The organism is Pseudomonas sp. Pmew2 (assembly GCF_058129885.1).
This window is the reverse complement of sequence record NZ_CM176702.1, coordinates 3,233,892-3,252,246: the sequence shown is the minus strand read 5'-3', so window position 1 is coordinate 3,252,246 and position 18,355 is coordinate 3,233,892. Positions and strand designations below refer to the sequence as shown.

Below are 18,355 nucleotides of genomic sequence, written 5' to 3'. Positions count from 1 at the left end.
GGACGTACTCAGTATCTTGGTTTTACAGCCCTCCATTGCGGCTGGTACTTCTGCATCTGCTTCACATCATCGCGCTGACGAATGCCACAGCTGTGGTACTGATCGTTGAGCTTGCCGAGCTGGTCGTAATCCAGCTCAAGGCCAAGGCCCGGCGCGCGGGTGATGCTGACGCAGCCGTCGACAATCGGCAGCTTGCCGCCCTTGATGACTTCCTCGTCCGGTTCCTGCCACGGGTAGTGTGTGTCGCAGGCGTAGTCCAGATTGGGCACGGACGCAGCGACGTGGGCCATGGCCATGAGGCTGATCCCCAAATGCGAGTTGGAGTGCATCGACACACCGAGGCCGAAGGTGTCGCACATCTTCGCCAGCGCCTGGGTGTCGCGCAGGCCGCCCCAGTAATGGTGGTCGGCGAGTACGATCTGCACGCTGTCGAGGGCCACGCTGCGTCGGAATTCATCGAAATCGGTCACGACCATGTTGGTCGCCAGTGGCAGGCCGGTACGCTTGCGCAATTCCGACATGCCATCCAGACCAGGAGTTGGGTCTTCGTAGTACTGCAGGTCATCGCCCAGCAGCTCGGCCATGCGAATCGAGGTTTCCAGCGACCAGTTGCCGTTGGGGTCGATACGCAGCGGGTAGCCGGGGAAGGCTTTTTTCAATGCCTTGATGCAGGACACCTCATGTTCCGGCTCCAGCGCACCGGCCTTGAGCTTGATGCTTTTGAAGCCATAGGCTTCGATCATGCGCCGTGCCTGGGCGACAATCTGTTCTTCGCTGAGCGCTTCACCCCAGCTGTCGGGCGCGTAAGGCGCATCGGCATGCTGCGCGTATTTGAAGAACAGGTAGGCGCTGAAGGGTATCTGGTCACGAATGGCACCGCCGAGCAGGTCCACCAACGGCAGGTTCATGGAACGTGCCTGCAGGTCCAGAAACGCCACCTCGAATGCTGAATAAGCGTTGCTTACCGCTTTGCTGGCGTGCGAACCCGGTGCCAGTTCAGCACCGGCCAGGCTGGCAGGTTTGTGTGCCGCAACCGTCGCCTGAACGATGCTGCGCAGTTGATTGAGGTTGAACGGGTCGAGCCCGATCAACTGGTTCTGCACCTGTTGCTGAATGGCCAGCGCCGGGGCGTCGCCATAGCTTTCGCCGAGGCCGATGTAACCGTTGTCGCTTTCCACTTCGATGATCGAGCGCAGTGCGAAAGGTTCATGGATGCCACTGGCGTTGAGCAGCGGCGGATCGCGAAAGGCGATAGGGGTTACGGTCACGCGTATGATTTTCAAAGGGCGGTCTCCCGGTGATCAGGTTTGAGGCTGGAAGGGGTGCCAGGTACGACGGCGCGGTGGGGTTTGGCTGGCTCATCTCTGGACGGGCGGCGCAGGTCACCACGCGGGGTGGTGCGGGCAAAGAAAATCACGACGGCAGCGAGCAACGAGGTGGCAGCCAGCCCATAAAGACCACCCTGAATCGAACCGGTGGTCTGCTCCAGAAAACCGAACGTAGTGGGAGCAACGAAACCGCCCAGGTTGCCGATGGAGTTGATCAGCGCAATGACCGCTGCGGCAATGCGCGCATCCAGATAGCCCTGAGGGATCGGCCAGAACAGTGCAGACGCGGCCTTGAAACCGATTGCCGCGAAACAGATGGCAACAAAAGCAAACACCGGACCACCAATGGTGGACATGAACATGCCGACGGCGGCGATCACCAGCGTGACAGCGACCCAGGCCTGTTGGTGCTTGAAGCGTGCCGCCAGTGCGGCAAAGCCATACATGGCCACAATCGAGATGATCCATGGCACCGAGTTGAACAGCCCGACCTCAAAGTCGCTGAAACTGCCCATCTTGCGGATCATGCTTGGCAGCCAGAAGGTAGCCCCGTAAATGGTCAGCGCCACCGAAAAGTAGATGAAGCAGAACAGCAGGATCTGCCGGTCTGCCAGCAAGCGAAACACCGATGGCCTGACGGTCTGAGTTGCTTCGCGCAGACGTTGCTCTTCGGATATGGCGGTGCTGAGTGCGGTTTTTTCTTCATCGCTGAGCCAGGTGGCTTCATGCGGGTGTGATTGCAGCCAGAACCAGACGAATCCGCACAGCACTATGGAAGCGAAACCCTCGATCAGGAACATCCACTGCCAGCCGTGCAGACTCAGGCCCTCGATGCCCAGGAGCGCGCCGGATACCGGGCCGGAAATTACCGAAGCGATTGCCGAGCCACTGAGAAACAGCGCCATGGCCTTGCCGCGATCGCTGGAAGGCAACCATTGGGTGAAGTAATAGATGATGCCGGGAAAGAAGCCAGCTTCGGCGGCACCCAGAATGAAACGCAGCACGTAGAAACTGGTTTCACCCTGAACGAACGCCATGGCCATCGCGGCCGCGCCCCAGGTGAACATGATGCGGGTCAGCCAGGCGCGGGCACCGTAGCGCTGCAACAGCATGTTGGAAGGTACTTCGAACAGTGCATAGCCGACAAAGAACAATCCGGCGCCCAGCCCGTAGGCCGCCGCACCGATGCCCAGATCGGTTTCCAGATGACTGCGTACAAAACCGATATTGACCCGGTCGATGTAATTGACGATGAACATCACTACAAACAGCGGCAACACGTGGCGTTTCACCTTGGAGGCCGCACGGGCAAGCACCGTGGGGTCCGTAGTGCCAGGGACGGTATTCAAGAGGCGACTCCCATTCATTGTTTTTTTGGGGATGAGTCGATCATGAGGGGGTGTATTATTCCCGTCCAATCCAGTTAATGACTTGATTGATACCGGGAGTGGATCAATGTTCGAGCTTTCTCAACTGCGCTGCTTCACCACGGTGGCCACGGAACTCAATTTCCGGCGCGCTGCCGAACGGCTGAATATGACCCAGCCTCCGCTGAGCCGGCAAATCCAGATACTGGAGCACAATCTGGGTGTCGAGCTGTTCACGCGCAGCACCCGCAGTGTGGCCCTGACCGCAGCGGGCAGGGCGTTCTTCATTGAAGCGCAGACGTTGCTGGAGCGCGCGCAGCAGGCAGCCATCTCCGCGCGGCGCTTTGCCGAAGGCGATATTGGTTCGGTGACCATCAGTTTTGTCGGCAGCGCGGTGTACGAATTTCTGCCCAGAGTGATCGCCGAGGCGCGGCTCAAGCAGCCGCAGGTGAAGATTTCCCTGACTGAAATGAACACCTATCAGCAGCACGAAGCGCTCAGGGCGCGACGCATTGACCTGGGGATCGTGCGAGCGCCGCTGTTTCAGCCCGGCTACGAGAGCGAATGCCTGGTGCGAGAGCCATTCGTGCTGGCGGTGCCGGGCAATCATCGGCTGGCTCACGCTGATTCAGTTACGGTGGCGGACCTGGAAGGCGCGCCGTTTCTGATGTATTCGCATTCGGCCTATCCACCGTTCAACGAACTGCTGACCGGTATGTTTCGTTCCGCACGAGTTGCGCCGGAGTATGTCCAATGGCTTGGGTCGTCACTGACTATTCTGACACTGGTCAACGCCGGCATGGGCCTGGCACTGGTGCCGCGCTGTGCGACCAATGTGGTGTTCAAGGACGTCGTATTTCGTGACATTGACCTGGGCGAGGGTGTGCAGAGCGAGTTGCATCTGGTCTGGCGTGCCGACAATGACAATCCAGCGTGCCGGATGCTGCTCAAGGCTATTCGTGCGGCTGTCCGGGCGGATGAAAATTAAAGCGGAAAACCTTGCAGTGCGTTGGCATCAACTATCATTCATTCAGTCGATAGTCATCATCAAGCAAGGCAAGTTCTGTTTTTCCGGCAAAGGAGGAGGATGGCGCCATAGCCACCTGCTCCAAAGGGAGACGACGCGATGAGAATGTTTAACCTGTTGACGTTTGCTGCCGTGCTAAGCACCAGCATGATGCTCACTGCGCCAGCCAATGCTGCCGTCTCGTCAGTCTCTACGGTCTCAGAGCAGTCTTGCCACTTCATGCCGGTGGCCGACAGCGCCTCCAGTCTGCAACACACTCAGTCAGTGGGGGTGTTGTACAGCGAAAACACCGTCAGTAACCTCCAGTACCTGAACAACTATCACTCGGTAGCGCTCAGGAGCGGACAGAACGGCGCGCTCGATTCGCGTATCCGCAATGCATTCATCAGCAGTTCGGACCCGAAACTGGCAACCGACTGGCTGGTAGGCTCATTGCAGAAAGAATTCGCCTCGGTGACCGTTTACGACAACCTCGACGCGCTGATGAAAGCGCGCCCCGACGTGGTGGTGATGCTTGATACCTACAACCGTCTGGTAAGCAAGCGCAATAGTCAGGTCGAAGCGCGGTTCATGGCCCGGTTTTATGACACCAATCTGCAATACATCGGCAAGGCAGAAGGTGAGGTGGTCAAGGAGATGACCTCGGTCTGGGTGCAGGGCAAAGCTGCTCCAGAGATTGCCGCACAGATTGACCAGCAGCGTGAGCTGCAGGTCAATGCGCTGAAACAATTCGATGCATCGCTCAAAGCGCTGGTTATGCAAGCCGATAGGGCTCAGGTGGCGGCGAACTGAGTCTAGGTCGCGCCTGGTTCATGTCCGGTTGTTGATGACCTGAGCAAAATTCGCGTTGAACGCGAACTGCGACACACCCAGCACGGAGGTGATGGTTCGCGAACCGCTGCCTTGTAGTTGTATCTGTCCGCAGTGATTGTCCTGCGGTGTAATGCTCGTGTTGACGGACAGAAACTGCTCATCAATTTTCGTCGCTTCAATACCGCCTGCCATCAGCATCGTTGCCAGCGGATCGAATATCGGTACCGGATAACCTTCGGCGTGCGTGCCTGATTTGGTTTCAAGCACTTGCTTGACCAGCAAGGCGACAGGGTCGCTTGCCGTAATCTTTTGCGAGTAGCTCGCGTCGAGAATAACCTGGTTGCAGACGTCCAGCGGGACCAGGGTCAATGGCAGGCTCGACTGAAAAACGGTATCGGCCGCGACAGGGTCGACGAACACATTCCATTCTGCGTAGTGGTTACTGCTGTAGGCCTCACCCTGATCCCATTCCTTTTGAGCGCCGTTCAAGGCGGCGACGTTACCGTCAACATAGACAGCCCCAGCCATGGCGACGATCTGCTCGATCATCTGGAAGTCTGCGGGTTGGTTACTCAGTGAGAGCATCTTCGCAATGTTGGTAAAGCCACCCAGCGAAAGAACAGTGATTTTATCCTGGCTGTTCTTCACGGCCTGATACATGAACTCCCACGCGGGAAGGTTTGATAACGCCGGCAAGGCAGCCGGATTGAGCGTTCCCAGAAGGCCCATGATGTCATTCATATCGTTTTTGAATGGTTGTGGAAACCGGTTGTCGTACTCAAGTGGCTGATCGGTGCCTTTTGCCACAACAGTACTGAGACGGTTGCCAATGCCCAGTAAATGCTGCGCGATGATGACGCCCCAGCCTAGATCCGTTTCGCCACATCCAGTGACCGTGATACCGATGATGTCGATGTCCGGCCTTTTCATCAGGTAGGCGATGGACAGTACGTCGTCCCAGCCCATGTCCGTATCGATAATGACTTTCCTGTTCATGGTAATGCTCCCTGCCCATAGGGGACGTTTGAAAAGAGGGGGTTGCAAGCGTTTTAGATATACCCGAGCACCTGCTCGAAAAGGGTATCGCCTGTTTATTTCCATTAAACCGACGCATGGATCGGTTTTACCGTAAAGAATTAATCACACCTGCCGAGAGCATGACAAGTGGGCCGATCATTAATTGGCTCACATGATGAGCAGCAAGCCACGTGTGCTTTGACTGTAGTGACAGAGAAGCCTTGCGATGCTGAAAAAACTAGTGAGTGCCTTGCGCACCGTGATGTCTGTACCCGCTGATAATCCCAGGCTGTTGCAGGCCCAATACGTTGCGTTGTCCCGACAGCTGCCATTGATGTATTTCGTGCTGCTGGTCAACACCTGGGCGTTGGCATTCACCCATTGGGCAACTGCTCCGATGTGGCTGACCCTGCTGGTTCCGGCGCTGCTCACTATTGTTTGCGCTATTCGTGCGCGCAAGTGGCTGCTCACGGTAAACCGGCCGCCACCCGCGCCAACCACCATTCTGGCGACGCTGCGCGGGACCAACGGACTGGCAGGCGTGATCGCTGCCGGTTTCGCCGCCTGGTCGCTGTCGCTTTATCCCTATGGCGATGCCTATGCCCAGGCGCACGTGGCGTTTTTCATGGGCATCACCGTGATTGTCTGCATCTTCTGCATGATGCACTTGCGGCCTGCGGCGTTGACCACTGCAGTTGTGGTCAACACTGCGTTTGTTATTTTTTTCGCGTCGACGCACAACATTACTTTCATCGCCACAGCAGTGAACATCGTGCTGGTGTCGATTGGCATGCTGATCATTCTTCAGTATCAATACCGCGATTTCACCAGCCTGGTGAATGTGCAGATAAGAACCGAGCAACTGAGCAATGAGAACCTTCTGCTGGCCAATCAGGACAGTTTGACGGGGCTGCCGAACCGCCGACAGTTCTTTCAGACACTGGACACGGCCTTGCAGGAGGCGCTGGCGCAGCGCACCGGGTTGGCGGTCGGCGTGCTGGATCTGGACGGGTTCAAGCCAGTCAATGACCTTTATGGGCATCGTACCGGCGACCGTCTGCTGATGCTGGTAGCCGAACGTTTGACCAGTGCCTTCAGCGATACAGTGCATGTGTCGCGACTGGGCGGTGACGAGTTCGCTCTGGTTATCAAGGGTGATATCAGCAACGATGCATTGCTGGCGTTTGGTAAACACCTGTGTGAACTGATGCATGAAAGCTTCGAGCTGTCGGATATGTCCATCCAGATTGGCGCAACTTTGGGCTTCGCTACGTTTCCGGCCACTGCAGACAATGCCACCCAACTGTTCGAGTTTGCCGACTACGCGCTTTATCAGGGCAAAGACCATAACCCCGGAACTACCTGCCTGTTCTCCGCCAGCCACCGCGAGCAGTTGCACGCCGATGGCGTAACCGAGCAGGCATTGCGGCGTGCCAATCTGGAGACCGAGTTCTACGTGCTGTTTCAGCCGATCATTGAAAGCTGCACACGCGAAACGGTGGCTTTCGAGGCTCTGGCCCGCTGGAAAAGTCCGGAACTGGGCTCGGTATCGCCTGCGCATTTCATTCCGATTGCCGAGCGAATCGGCATGATCAACAAGCTCACCGCACCCTTGTTGACTCATGCATTGAAGAGGGCCTTGTCATGGCCGGCGCCCATCAGACTGTCGTTCAACCTGTCGGCGCACGACTGCGCGACCTGGGAAAGTGTCAGTACCATTGTCGAGATCATCGAAAACAGCGGTTTCGATGCCTCACGGCTCGATCTGGAAATCACCGAAACGGCGGTCATGCAGGACATTGCCCAGGTACAGCAGGCTATTGCACAGTTCCGGCAACTGGGTTGCGGTATCTCGCTGGATGATTTTGGCACCGGGTACTCCAGCCTCAGTCAGTTGCACGCGCTGGCGCTGACCAAACTGAAGATTGACCGCAGTTTTGTAACTGGCGTGCATGACAATCCGGCGAGTTACAAGATCGTGAAATCGCTGGTTGCCTTGAGTCTGGACATGTCTCTTGGCTGCGTGATTGAAGGCGTCGAGACGCAGGATGAGCTGAATGCACTGACCAGCCTTGGGTGCACGATGGTGCAGGGTTATTTCTACAGTCCACCGATCAGTTTTGAACAAACCCTGGTGTGGATCGAAACGCCGGATGAGGAGCGCACCTTCGGTTATGCAGCCTCGTGCCGGATCTGATCGACTGCGCTTGAACCATTCCCCTGTGTACGTGGAGTAAGATGCGTTTTTCGATCTCCACGGAATCCTGTCAATGAGCAAACCCGGGCAGACCATTCTTGTTGCGTTGCGCAAGATGATTGCGTCAGGCGAGCTGGCGGCCGGCGAGCGCTTGATGGAAGTGCCGACCGCCGAGCTGTTCGGCGTGTCGCGCATGCCGGTGCGTATGGCGTTTCGTACCCTGGAGCAGGAAGGCCTGCTGGTGCCCTTTGGCGGGCGCGGTTTTCAGGTGCGCTCGATCACGCCGATGGAAATCGCCGGTGCGGTCGACGTGCGTGGTGTTCTGGAAGGTCTGGCGGCGCGGCAGATGGCCGAACGTGGCTTGGCGCAGGAGGCTCGGGACGAGCTTGAAGCCTGCCTGGTGCAGGGCGATGCGCTGTTCGAAAAGGGTTATGTCACTGAGGACGATCTTGAGGTCTATCACGACATGAATATGCGCCTGCATCGAGTGATCGTGGCGGGCAGCGGTAATCGCGCCATTGCCGATGCGCTGGCACGCAACGACCATCTGCCTTTTGCCTCGGTGACGGCGCTGGCAGTGGATCGCGATAACCTGATTCGCGAATACCGGCGCTTCAATTTCGCCCACATGCAGCATCATGCGGTGGTGGATGCGTTAGTGAGCGGGCAGGGCGCTCGTGCCGAGGCGATCATGCGTGAGCATGCCAATGCTACCCTGCGCTACGCGGAGATTTTCGGTGCCGGTTTGAACGAACGCATGAAGGTCATCCAGCGCTCGAACTGATCAGATGTCGAGCACCAGCAGTGGGGTTTTCGAGCGTGAGCAGCATGGCGTGAACTGATCGTTGAGCGCCTGCTCGTCTTCAGTCAGAAACAGATCCCGATGATCCGGAATGCCCTTGAGGACGCGCGTCAGGCATGTGCCACACACACCTTGTTCGCACGACAGCGGAATATCGATGCCGTGGCTTTCGAGCACTTGGGCGACCGTCTTGTTGGCAGGAACGGCAAGTACCTGGCCGGTGCTGGCAATCTCGATAGAAAAGCTGCCGTCATTGCTGGTGTCCGCCGGCTCTGCAGAAAAGTACTCCCGGTGCAGATTGTCTTCAGACCAGCCGGCAGCACGGGCGCTGTCGAGGATGTGTTGCATGAAACCACCCGGTCCGCACACATACAGATGGGTATCGGGTTGCGGCTGGGCGAGTACATTGGCAGCATCCAGCGCGGTAGTGGGCTGTTCATCAAGGTGCAGCGTGACCCGGTCGGCAAATGATGAACGCTTCAGGCGCTCGATAAACGCGCCGCGCTCGACGGAACGAACACAGTAGTGCAATTCGAAATCGGCACCCTCCAGCGCAAGCTGTTCAGCCATGCACAGAATGGGGGTGATGCCGATGCCGCCGCCAAACAGAAGCGTGCGACGGCTGTTCCCGGCCAGCGGAAACAGGTTGCGCGGCTCGCTGATGCGTAGTTGCGCGCCTGATTGAATCTGTTCATGCAGGCTGCGCGACCCGCCGCGTGAAGCCGGATCGTTGAGTACACCAATCAGGTAACGATGACGCTCGTTCGGTGCGTTGCACAGCGAATACTGGCGGATCAGCCCGTCAGGCAAGTGCACGTCAATGTGTGCGCCTGCCGTGAAAGGCGGCAGCAACTCGCCATCGGCTCGCACTAGCTCGAAACTGCAGATATCCAGCGCTTCATCGTTACGTGATAACACGGTCACGTCGATCATGGTATGTCCTCGGGTGACCGCAGCACGGGTCACTTCTGATTGTTTTCAACGCATTCGGGCTGGCAGCAGGCGGTCATTTAGTGGCCATTACTGGAATCTGTTCAGCTGTGCTGGCTCGTTCGGCGGCGATCAAGCGTTCCAGAATTTTGCGCGACTGCACACCGCCGGCGTCGATGTTGAGCTTGAGCAGGTTGCGCTGCGGGTGCTGAAGCAGGTTCTGTTGCTGGCGTTCAAGCATCTCCAGGTCTTCGCTGAAGATCTTGCGCTGCCCCTCGCGGATGGTGGCCGTCAGTTGCTCGTCAGCCGGGTTGAAGTTGCGCGCCATGCCCCAGAAGTACCAGATCGAGGTGTCGGTCTCTGGCGTGATGAAGTCGACAACGATGCTCGATGCCTTGAACTCGTGGGGCGCGTGATAGCCACCTTTGCCCGCGTGGGCTACGCCTACCTCGATCAGTACATGGCTGGGCGGGGTGAAGCGGCAGATCTGCCAGCGATCGACTGGCACGTCATCGGCCAGGTTGTTGCCACGCAGCGCCATCTGCCAGAACGGCGGCGGCATGATGTTTTCCATGTGGCGTGCGGTAATGACTTCCTCGCCTTCGACCGTCGTGACAGGTGCCGCTTCGTCGATTTCCTTCTGACCGATGCTCGATGCATGCACGTAGGTTTCGTGGGTGAGGTCCATAAGGTTGTCGATCATCAGGCGATAGTCGCACTGAATATGAAACAGGCCGCCACCGTAGGCCCATTCGTCGCTGACCGCCCACTCCAGATGATGGATGAGCGCCGGATCGGCCTTTTCCCGGTCGCCAGGCCAGACCCATATGAAGCCGTAGCGCTCGACCGCGGCGAAGGTTTTGTTGCAGGGGAAGCCTCGAACACGCTGGCCGGGCATCGCGGCGGTCTTGCCATCGCCGCCCATCACCAGCCCGTGATAACCGCATACCAGTTGGCCGTTCTCGACATAACCCAGCGACAGCGGAGCACCGCGGTGCGGGCAGAAATCTTCCAAGGCGACAACTTGCTGGTTCTGGTCGCGATAGAAGACCATCTTTTCGTTGCAGATCTGCCGGCCCAGAGGCTTGTCGGCGACTTCATCCGCTGTACAGGCGACGTACCACGCATTTTTTGGGTGCATGACGGTTCTCCACGGTTCGATTATTGGTCTTATGGATCCACAGAATGAATCATGTTGTTTTCCTCGTGATTATTAATGCCACAGGATCAAGATTAATCCAATGATTAATTTGATTAACTATTATTTAATGGATCCACAGACTGGCCATCAGGCGCATCTGGACACCAGCAATGCTGCGCGCAGACGGGGGGCGAGTGCTTCCAGAAGGGTCTGCACAGAGCGCAATGCCCGGCAGTCGGGACGCGTCAGTAGCCACAGATCGGTGCTGCACCCTTGCAGTGGTTCACTCAACCTTTCCACTGAGGCAAGGCCCTGAATCGTGAAATCGGTCAAGGCCGCCACGCCCAGACCGGCAGCGACCAACTGAGAGACCGCCGACATGTTGCTGCAGCGATAGCGTGGGCTCACCGCCGGAAATGCCTGTTTACGCCAGATCACCGAAGGGTGGTCGGGCATCGAGTCGTCCGGGCTGATCCAGGGAATGGAGGCAGGGCTGTGTGTCAGCGCATCGCGGTATTCGGGGCGACCACAGATGAAGTAGTCCGCGCTGCCCAGGCATCGTCCGATCAGGTGTTCGGGCGGGGTATTGGTCAGGCGCAGCGCGATGTCGGCATCACGACGGCTGAGGTTGGCGAACGCGTTGGAGGTGGCCAGTTCCAGCGTGAGAGCAGGGTACTGCGGCATGAAGTCCGCGAGCGTTGGCAATAGCAGGCTGTGCAATACCGCGTCAGTGCACGTCAGGCGTACCGTACCGCTGACCACCTGTTCGCCTTGCTGCAAGGCGATACGGGCAGCGGCGAGTGCCTGTTCGGCGTGTTCAGCCTGCTCGGCCATGGCCTGGGCAGTATCCGTCGGAATGTAGCCGCGGCGGTTCTTTTCAAACAGCGCAGCACCGAGGGCTGACTCCAGACGTCGGATCGAGCGGAACACTGTCGAAATATCAACGTGCAGCAGATCTGCAGCACGCGCCAAGGTCCGGCCGCGTACCAGCGCCAATACCAGGGCAAGATCGGCATGGGTGATTTCATATTGCATCGCTGCATTGTTCCTTTGCCTGAATGCCTATGTTTGTTGCGTAGATGACTATCCTAGACTGGTTTTATCCCGGCTGGATAGCGTCATATCGACGTGCTGGCTCACCAGATTCACAAGGACTCAACGTATGTCACGACCTCCCTTGATCGGCGTTACTGCCTGCCGTCAGCAGTTGGGCAAGTACTCCTCTCACACCGCAGGCGATGAATATGTCGAGGCGGCTGCGTTTGCGGGTGTCCCGGTCATTCTGCCCGCGCTCGACGTGCCCACCGAGCCTGCGCAGTTGCTGGCCTCACTGGACGGTTTGCTGTTTACCGGCTCGCCGTCCAATGTCGAGCCGCATCATTACAACGGCCCGGCAAGCGTGGAAGGCACTGCCCACGACGTGTTTCGGGATCGCACAACATTACCGCTGCTCAGGGCCGCTATCGCCCAGGGTGTGCCGGTGTTATGCATCTGTCGTGGTTTTCAGGAGCTGAATGTTGCACTGGGCGGCAGCCTGCATCAGCGGGTCCAGGAATTGCCCGGTTATCTGGATCACCGTGAGCCGCAAAGCGATGTGCTGGCCGTGCAGTACGCGCCGCAACACCCGGTGCAGGTGCAATCTGGCGGGTTGCTGGAGGCGCTCGGGCTTGCGCCGGGGTTCGAGGTCAATAGCCTGCACAGTCAGGGAATCGATCGTCTGGCATCGGATCTGCGCGCGGAAGCACTGGCACCCGACGGTCTGGTGGAAGCGGTTTCCCTGCCCGGTGCGCCAGGCTTTGTGCTGGGCGTGCAGTGGCACCGGAGTGGGAGTTCATGAACAACCCTGTGTCGCTGAGCCTGTTCACGGCATTCCGTGAAGCCTGCCTGGCGTATGCCCGGAACCGTCAGGGCAGCTAGTGCGATGAGCTGCTGAGTGTTGCTGACAAACGTGATTTAATATCCGGCTTTGCGGCCTGGGCGATGGACAATCCATTCCTCCTGGGCTTTGCTTCACTCATCGGATATCTTTCGCACAAGGCCATTATGGATACGGGAGCACGACTCAAACTGGTGCGTGAAAGCTACAAGCTGTCACAACGTGAACTCGCCAGACGCAGTGGTGTGACCAATGCCACGATTTCCCTGATTGAGCAAAATCGTGTCAGCCCCTCTATCAGCTCGTTGAAGAAGCTGCTTGAGGGCATCCCCATGACGCTTGCGGATTTCTTCACCTTCGACCAGCCACCGGGGCAGGATCAGTATGTATTCCGCGCCGGTGACCAGCCTGACCTGGGGCGTAACGGTGTTCGCCTGCTGCTGGTCGGCGCAACCCTGCCGAGCCGCCAGATGCGTTTTCTGCGCGAGCAGTACGCGCCGGGCGCAGACTCGGGTGAAGAGCCCATCGTCCACAGCGAAGGCGAGGAGTGCGGGTTGGTGACGCGCGGCACCGTGGAGCTGACCATCGATGGGCAGGTCAATATTCTCGGTCCCGGGGACGGTTATTACTTCCCGACCACCTTGCCACACCGCTTCCGCAACATTGGCCAGGACGAGGCCGAGATCATCAGTTCCAACACACCGGCCAATTTTTAGCGCACAGCAGCCTGCTGCGAGGGTAATTCCCCGCCACTTTACACCTTTGGCCGCACCTCAACTGACCAGTGCTGTCGGCATATAACCCTGTGGGTTCATGCACTGCCAGCGCCAGGCGTCAGTGAGCATCGAATCAAGGTTGAACCTGGCGCGCCAATCCAGCTCACGCAATGCTTTCCCCGGATCCGACCAGCACACCGCAATGTCTCCGGTCCGGCGCGGCTCAAAGATCAAAGGCACGGTTTTGCCGGAGATACGTTCGAAAGCGTGCACCACCTCAAGCACTGAATAACCCTGCCCAGTCCCCAGATTCCAGACGGATACGCCTTTTTGGCCGCGTATTCTGTCCAGCGCCTTCAAGTGGCCCTCGGCCAGATCCATTACGTGAATGTAGTCACGCACACCTGTACCGTCCGGCGTCGGGTAGTCGGTGCCAAAAATGTGCAGGGCAGGGCGTCTTCGATTCGCGACCTGCAGCAGGAAGGGCAGCAGATTATTTGGCGTGTTGCAGGGCGACTCGCCCAGCAGGCCGGACGGATGGGCGCCAATGGGATTGAAGTATCGCAGCAGCCCGATGGACCAGCGTGGATCCGAGCGGGCGACGCTTTTCATCACATGCTCGGCCATCAGTTTGGAATGCCCGTAAGGATTGGTCGGCAAACCCGGTGGGCAGTTCTCGTCCAGCGGCATTTGCTCACGGTCGCCGTATACAGTGCTGATGAGCTGAACAACAGGTTTAACACGCCTGCCTGCTCCATCGCCTGACACAGGTTTACGCTGCCACTCACGTTGGTCTCGAAATAGCGCAACGGCTCTCTGACGCTTTCGCCCACTGCTTTGAGCCCGGCGCAATGCACCACAGCTTTCACTGGGTGGCGAGCGAATAGCCGGTTCAACGTCGCTTTGCTGCGTACATCGCCGTGGATGAACTCCACCTGTCGCCCGCTGAGTGTTTCCACCCGGCTCAATGTCTCTAGCGAGCTATTGCACAAGTTATCAAGCACCACGACATCGTGGCCCTCTTCAAGCAATTCAAGCGCAACGTGAGCGCCAATGTATCCCGCACCACCGGTAACCAGAATCATGATTATCCTTCCTGGATGTTCGCCGCCTCGGCAAGAGGCGTGCTGAGGGCTCGGCGTCGTGACCTTTATCAACAGGACGACAGAGGAGCCTTGCTTGCGAAAATCAGGACCAGACCACCGCGTGGGGAAAACGTACCGCAGGTGCCAAAAAACATTCGCTCAAGACTAGGGGCGTATTTGTTCCGCCGAGTTCAACGGTTCATTCCCGACGGCGCATACCCTTTATCGGAATCAGCGAACAGCGGCCCGGGCGCATGCTCGAAACTGATGAGAATATCTATAGTTGTTCCATGCACGTGATTGTTCCATGCATGCAACAGCCGCCAACGCACATCCTCATCATGAATGCCGTCGAAGTTCAGCCCTTTTCAGAGCCCTTCAGTTTCATCCAGGACTTTTTAGAAAAAGGGAGACTTCATGAACGGTGTCCAGAAAATCCAATACAGAAGGTCAGCTTCAGCCAGAGTCGAGGCAGCCGTCAGACCGCTGCTGCTATGCCTGTCCCACCTCAGGTGGGGGTTTGTGTACCAGCGTCCGCAGCACATCATGTCGCGCATGGCGCAGGATTATCGGGTGTTGTTTCTAGAGGAGCCTGTTTTTTCAGACTCGCCTCGCATCTGGCTTGAGTCACTGCCGCAAGCATGCGGTGTCACCGTATTGGTGCCGCACCTGCCTTCGCAGATGCAGCCTGATCAAGTGATCACTGCACAGCGCACGTTGCTGGATGGTTTTATGGATGCGCAACAATTTGGGGAGCTGCTGTTGTGGTATTTCACCCCGATGGCCCTGGCGTTTACCGACCACCTGCGCGCGCAAGTGACGATCTTCGATTGCATGGACGAGCTGTCTGCGTTCAAAGGTGCGCCGCCAGAGCTTGTCGAGCAGGAGCAAGCGCTGATGAAGCGCGCAGATGTTGTCTTTACCGGCGGCTTCAGCCTCTGGGAGGCCAAGCGCCTACAGCATACAAATGCACACTCCATGCCCAGCAGCGTCGATATCGGGCATTTTGCAGCCGCTCGCAACATGCTTGCCGCCCCGAAGGATCAACAATGCATTCCCTACCCAAGGCTGGGTTATTTTGGCGTCATTGATGAGCGTTTCGATATTGAACTGATTCGAGAAGTGGCGGAATCACAGCCCACATGGCAAATCATTTTGATCGGCCCCGTGGTTAAAATCGATCCGGCAACCCTGCCGCACATGGCCAACGTTCATTATCTGGGCAGCAAGCCTTATGACGATTTACCTGCCTATCTGTCTGGCTGGGATGTCGCATTGATGCCGTTTGCCCTGAACGATTCCACACGCTTTATCAGCCCGACCAAGACGCCGGAGTACCTTGCTGGTGGTTGTCCGGTGGTATCAACCCGGATTGCCGACGTTGTCAGAACTTATGGTGAATCCGGAGTCGTCGCAATTGCCGATGATGCCGACGCGTTTGTTCGCGCGATTCGCGAAGCTCTGGCGCATAAGGATCCTGCTGATTTTCTGCGTAAGGTTGACGCAGTGCTGGCCGGTGAGTCCTGGGACAACACGTGCGCTGTCATGAAGGCGCAAATCGGCCTGGTAACTACCGGGGAGCAAACCCAATGCCTCGGATAAATCCTCAATCAGCCGCGTTTGCAGAGACGCACTATGATTTCCTGATCGTCGGTGCTGGTTTTGCGGGAAGTGTAGTGGCGGAGCGGCTGGCAGCCGGATTGGGTAAACGCGTTTTGCTGATCGACCGACGTCCACACATTGCGGGTAACGCTTACGATCACCTAGACAGCGCCGGGGTGTTGGTCCATCAATACGGGCCGCATATCTTCCACACCAATGCCGAGCGCATTGTGGAATACCTATCGCGATTTACCGAATGGCGCGACTACCAACACCCTGTGCTCGCCAGTGTGGACGGCCAATTGCTGCCTATTCCGATCAACCTCGATACGCTCAACAGCTTGTACGGTTTACAGATGAATGAGCAACAAGCCGAAGCCTTTCTCGCCAGCCGGGCCGAGCCGGTAGAGATGATAAGAACCTCCGAAGACGTTGTGATCAATCAGGTGGGCCGGGAGTTGTACGAGAAGTTTTTTCGTGGCTACACCCGCAAGCAATGGGGGGTGGACCCGTCGCAACTGGACAGGTCGGTCACCTCTCGAGTGCCTACCCGTACCACTTCGGACAATCGCTACTTCACGGATACCTTCCAGAAAATGCCGCTGCATGGCTATACGCACCTGTTTGAACGGATGCTCGATCACCCGCTTATCGACGTGGCACTGGGGGGCAATTTTGCCGATATACGCGGGGCCGTGCAGTATCGGCACCTGATCTACTGCGGGCCGATCGATGAATACTTCGATTATTGCTATGGCCGTCTTCCATATCGGTCGTTGCGTTTCGAGCACAGGACCGTTGATCAGGCACAGTTTCAATCCGTGGCCGTGGTCAACTATCCGGATGAGGCAGTTGCTCATACGCGTATTACGAAATACAAGCACCTCACCGGTCAACTGCATGCCCAGACCAGTATCAGCTATGAGTTCCCGAGTGCCGAGGGCGACCCTTACTACCCCATTCCGCGACCGGAAAATACTGAGTTGTACAAGCGTTACAAGGCGTTGGCCGATCAGTCGGATGAGGTGACTTTCCTTGGGCGGCTCGGTACTTAAAAGTATTACAACATGGACCAGGTTGTCGGTCAGGCATTGGCGCTGTTCCAGCGGCTGGCCCATGAGTTGCCGGAGCAGATTGCCGAACCGATTGAACAGCCTGCGCGAGGCTGAGCATGGGTCGTCTGTTCGACAGCTTCTTCATAGGCGGATTCGAGTGTGCCAGCCATCGACGACGCGACGGCGTGCGACTCGATCTGCTTCACTCCACCGGGCACGACCGTTGGGCACCCGAAGATTTTGCCGCAATGGCGACGCACGGAATACGTACCGTGCGTGACGGTTTGCGCTGGCACCTGATTGAAACCAGCCCGAACTGTTACGACTGGAGCAGTTTTCTGCCCATGTTACGAGCCGCGCGGCGTCAGGGCACTCAGGTGATCTGGGACTTATGCCATTACGGTTATCCTGATGACCTGGATATCTGGCGGCCGGAGTTTGTCGAGCGCTTTGCGCGTTTTGCCGCTGCGGTAGCTCAGGTAGTCAAAGACGAAGGGGAGACCGCCCCCTTTTATTCGCCAATCAATGAAATTTCGTTCTGGAGCTGGGCGGGAGGTGAAGTTGCTTATTTCAACCCTGGTAGTCAGCAGCGCGGCATGGAACTCAAACAGCAACTGGTCCGGGCCAGCATTGCGGCGATAGAGGTGATACGCGCAATAGAGCCAAGCGCGCGTTTTATTCAGGCCGAGCCATTGATTCACGTCGTACCGGCTACGCGCGGTAGTGCGGAGATAGCGGCAGCAGAGTGCTATCGGCAGGCGCAGTTTGAAGCCTGGGATCTTTTATCCGGGCGTCAATTGCCTGGGCTGGGCGGCCGATCCGAGTATCTGGATGTGTTGGGCGTCAACTTCTACCCCCATAACCAATGGCAATTCAAGGGTCGAAAGCTCACTCAGGACGACCCGCAATACAGGCCTTTTCAGGGCATGTTGAGCGAGCTGCATACACGGTACGCAAGACCGATATTGATTTCTGAAACCGGTGCCGAAGATGTTCAGCGTTTGCCCTGGTTCAATTACATTTGTGCCGAGGTCAGCAAGGCTGTCAGGGCAGGCTTACCGGTAGAAGGTATCTGCTGGTACCCCATTCTCGATTATCCGGGCTGGGACGACGCCCGATACTGCCCGACAGGCCTGTTGGGTTATGCAGACGGGCAGGGCAAACGGGCCTCCTTTCACCCTTTGCAGGTGGCGTTACGCGAGAGTGCGAGTGAATTTGCGGCTCTCATTCGACAAAAGGACGAAAAATCGGCTCTCGGCGTGAACGCTTTTTGAGTGTTTAGCCCCTCATATGAATATAATTCGTTTTTTGTCCAAAATCTGAGAACCCTTTCAAGGCTCCGCCAGTCCTAGCTTTGAGAACGTGTATTACACCCAACCAATATGTGTGGAGTTTCTGG

The 18,355-nt window shown here is 57.5% G+C and carries 13 protein-coding genes and 3 pseudogenes; 9 read left to right on the top strand and 7 right to left on the bottom strand.

Annotation, left to right across the window (positions count from 1 at the left end; translation table 11 throughout):
• Positions 1-8 precede the first annotated feature (8 nt).
• Both AC4ANK_RS14735 and AC4ANK_RS14730 read right to left on the bottom strand, forming a co-directional pair.
• Positions 9-1,283: a glucarate dehydratase family protein gene (locus AC4ANK_RS14735; protein ID WP_002553484.1), complete on the bottom strand. Its 1,275-nt coding sequence runs from the start codon at positions 1,281-1,283 to the stop codon at positions 9-11.
• Positions 1,280-2,644: an MFS transporter gene (locus tag AC4ANK_RS14730; RefSeq protein WP_031595664.1), complete on the bottom strand. Its 1,365-nt coding sequence runs from the start codon at positions 2,642-2,644 to the stop codon at positions 1,280-1,282. Before AC4ANK_RS14730 ends, AC4ANK_RS14735 begins: the two co-directional genes overlap by 4 nt.
• Positions 2,645-2,783: 139 nt before the next feature.
• Here AC4ANK_RS14730 and AC4ANK_RS14725 point away from each other — a divergent pair, with 139 nt between their 5' ends.
• Both AC4ANK_RS14725 and AC4ANK_RS14720 read left to right on the top strand, forming a co-directional pair.
• Positions 2,784-3,683, top strand: coding sequence for a LysR family transcriptional regulator (locus AC4ANK_RS14725; RefSeq protein ID WP_460385097.1), 900 nt, complete (start codon positions 2,784-2,786; stop codon positions 3,681-3,683).
• A 138-nt stretch (positions 3,684-3,821) separates the two neighbouring features.
• Entirely contained in the window at positions 3,822-4,514 is a 693-nt protein-coding gene (locus AC4ANK_RS14720; RefSeq protein WP_002553487.1) for a hypothetical protein, read from the top strand.
• An 18-nt stretch (positions 4,515-4,532) separates the two neighbouring features.
• Here AC4ANK_RS14720 and AC4ANK_RS14715 read toward each other — a convergent pair whose 3' ends face one another.
• Complete coding sequence (locus AC4ANK_RS14715) at positions 4,533-5,531, bottom strand: nucleoside hydrolase (RefSeq protein WP_002553488.1); 999 nt, start codon at positions 5,529-5,531, stop codon at positions 4,533-4,535.
• A 247-nt stretch (positions 5,532-5,778) separates the two neighbouring features.
• Here AC4ANK_RS14715 and AC4ANK_RS14710 point away from each other — a divergent pair, with 247 nt between their 5' ends.
• Together AC4ANK_RS14710 and AC4ANK_RS14705 are read left to right on the top strand one after the other, a co-directional pair.
• Positions 5,779-7,749, top strand: a complete 1,971-nt coding sequence (locus AC4ANK_RS14710; RefSeq protein ID WP_002553489.1) for a putative bifunctional diguanylate cyclase/phosphodiesterase — start codon at positions 5,779-5,781, stop codon at positions 7,747-7,749.
• Positions 7,750-7,822: 73 nt separating this feature from the next.
• On the top strand, positions 7,823-8,533 hold the full coding sequence (locus tag AC4ANK_RS14705; protein ID WP_031595667.1) for a GntR family transcriptional regulator: 711 nt from the start codon (positions 7,823-7,825) through the stop codon (positions 8,531-8,533).
• Here the strand turns inward: AC4ANK_RS14705 and AC4ANK_RS14700 are convergent, their stop codons facing one another.
• The 3 genes from AC4ANK_RS14700 to AC4ANK_RS14690 all read right to left on the bottom strand — a co-directional run bounded on the left by AC4ANK_RS14700 (position 8,534) and on the right by AC4ANK_RS14690 (position 11,657).
• Positions 8,534-9,484, bottom strand: coding sequence for a PDR/VanB family oxidoreductase (locus AC4ANK_RS14700; protein ID WP_002553491.1), 951 nt, complete (start codon positions 9,482-9,484; stop codon positions 8,534-8,536).
• 73 nt (positions 9,485-9,557) lie between these two features.
• Positions 9,558-10,622 carry an aromatic ring-hydroxylating dioxygenase subunit alpha gene (locus tag AC4ANK_RS14695; protein WP_005743729.1) on the bottom strand — a complete coding sequence of 355 codons (1,065 nt, stop codon included), beginning with the start codon at positions 10,620-10,622 and terminating at the stop codon, positions 9,558-9,560.
• A 147-nt stretch (positions 10,623-10,769) separates the two neighbouring features.
• Positions 10,770-11,657, bottom strand: a complete 888-nt coding sequence (locus tag AC4ANK_RS14690) for a LysR family transcriptional regulator (RefSeq protein ID WP_002553493.1) — start codon at positions 11,655-11,657, stop codon at positions 10,770-10,772.
• A gap of 127 nt (positions 11,658-11,784) precedes the next feature.
• Between AC4ANK_RS14690 and AC4ANK_RS14685 the strand changes: the two are divergent.
• Together AC4ANK_RS14685 and AC4ANK_RS14680 are read left to right on the top strand one after the other, a co-directional pair.
• Positions 11,785-12,539, top strand: a pseudogene (locus AC4ANK_RS14685) (gamma-glutamyl-gamma-aminobutyrate hydrolase family protein).
• Positions 12,540-12,665: 126 nt separating this feature from the next.
• Positions 12,666-13,214 (top strand): cupin domain-containing protein, encoded by a 549-nt coding sequence (locus tag AC4ANK_RS14680; protein WP_002553494.1) that lies wholly within the window; start codon positions 12,666-12,668, stop codon positions 13,212-13,214.
• 57 nt (positions 13,215-13,271) lie between these two features.
• Here the strand turns inward: AC4ANK_RS14680 and galE are convergent.
• Positions 13,272-14,299, bottom strand: a pseudogene (galE, locus tag AC4ANK_RS14675) (UDP-glucose 4-epimerase GalE).
• Between the two features lie 417 nt (positions 14,300-14,716).
• Here galE and AC4ANK_RS14670 point away from each other — a divergent pair.
• The 3 genes and pseudogenes from AC4ANK_RS14670 to AC4ANK_RS14660 all read left to right on the top strand — a co-directional run bounded on the left by AC4ANK_RS14670 (position 14,717) and on the right by AC4ANK_RS14660 (position 18,230).
• Positions 14,717-15,901, top strand: a complete 1,185-nt coding sequence (locus AC4ANK_RS14670) for a glycosyltransferase family 1 protein (protein ID WP_031595670.1) — start codon at positions 14,717-14,719, stop codon at positions 15,899-15,901.
• A pseudogene (glf, locus tag AC4ANK_RS14665) lies at positions 15,889-16,953 on the top strand (UDP-galactopyranose mutase); the annotation flags it as partial. The gene AC4ANK_RS14670 and the pseudogene glf, both read left to right, overlap by 13 nt.
• A gap of 119 nt (positions 16,954-17,072) precedes the next feature.
• The gene (locus AC4ANK_RS14660) at positions 17,073-18,230 is read left to right on the top strand and encodes a glycoside hydrolase family 1 protein (protein ID WP_002553496.1); all 1,158 of its coding nucleotides are present in this window, start codon (positions 17,073-17,075) and stop codon (positions 18,228-18,230) included.
• Positions 18,231-18,355 lie beyond the last annotated feature (125 nt).

Bases quoted from the DNA above. Each gene is read 5' to 3' on its own strand.
- AC4ANK_RS14725 (WP_460385097.1), top strand. From the start codon at position 2,784: ATGTTCGAGCTTTCTCAACTGCGCTGCTTCACCACGGTGGCCACGGAA.
- AC4ANK_RS14720 (WP_002553487.1), top strand. From the start codon at position 3,822: ATGAGAATGTTTAACCTGTTGACGTTTGCTGCCGTGCTAAGCACCAGC.
- AC4ANK_RS14715 (WP_002553488.1), bottom strand. From the start codon at position 5,531: ATGAACAGGAAAGTCATTATCGATACGGACATGGGCTGGGACGACGTA.
- AC4ANK_RS14710 (WP_002553489.1), top strand. From the start codon at position 5,779: ATGCTGAAAAAACTAGTGAGTGCCTTGCGCACCGTGATGTCTGTACCC.
- AC4ANK_RS14705 (WP_031595667.1), top strand. From the start codon at position 7,823: ATGAGCAAACCCGGGCAGACCATTCTTGTTGCGTTGCGCAAGATGATT.
- AC4ANK_RS14700 (WP_002553491.1), bottom strand. From the start codon at position 9,484: ATGATCGACGTGACCGTGTTATCACGTAACGATGAAGCGCTGGATATC.
- AC4ANK_RS14695 (WP_005743729.1), bottom strand. From the start codon at position 10,622: ATGCACCCAAAAAATGCGTGGTACGTCGCCTGTACAGCGGATGAAGTC.
- AC4ANK_RS14690 (WP_002553493.1), bottom strand. From the start codon at position 11,657: ATGCAATATGAAATCACCCATGCCGATCTTGCCCTGGTATTGGCGCTG.
- AC4ANK_RS14680 (WP_002553494.1), top strand. From the start codon at position 12,666: ATGGATACGGGAGCACGACTCAAACTGGTGCGTGAAAGCTACAAGCTG.
- AC4ANK_RS14670 (WP_031595670.1), top strand. From the start codon at position 14,717: ATGAACGGTGTCCAGAAAATCCAATACAGAAGGTCAGCTTCAGCCAGA.
- AC4ANK_RS14660 (WP_002553496.1), top strand. From the start codon at position 17,073: ATGGGTCGTCTGTTCGACAGCTTCTTCATAGGCGGATTCGAGTGTGCC.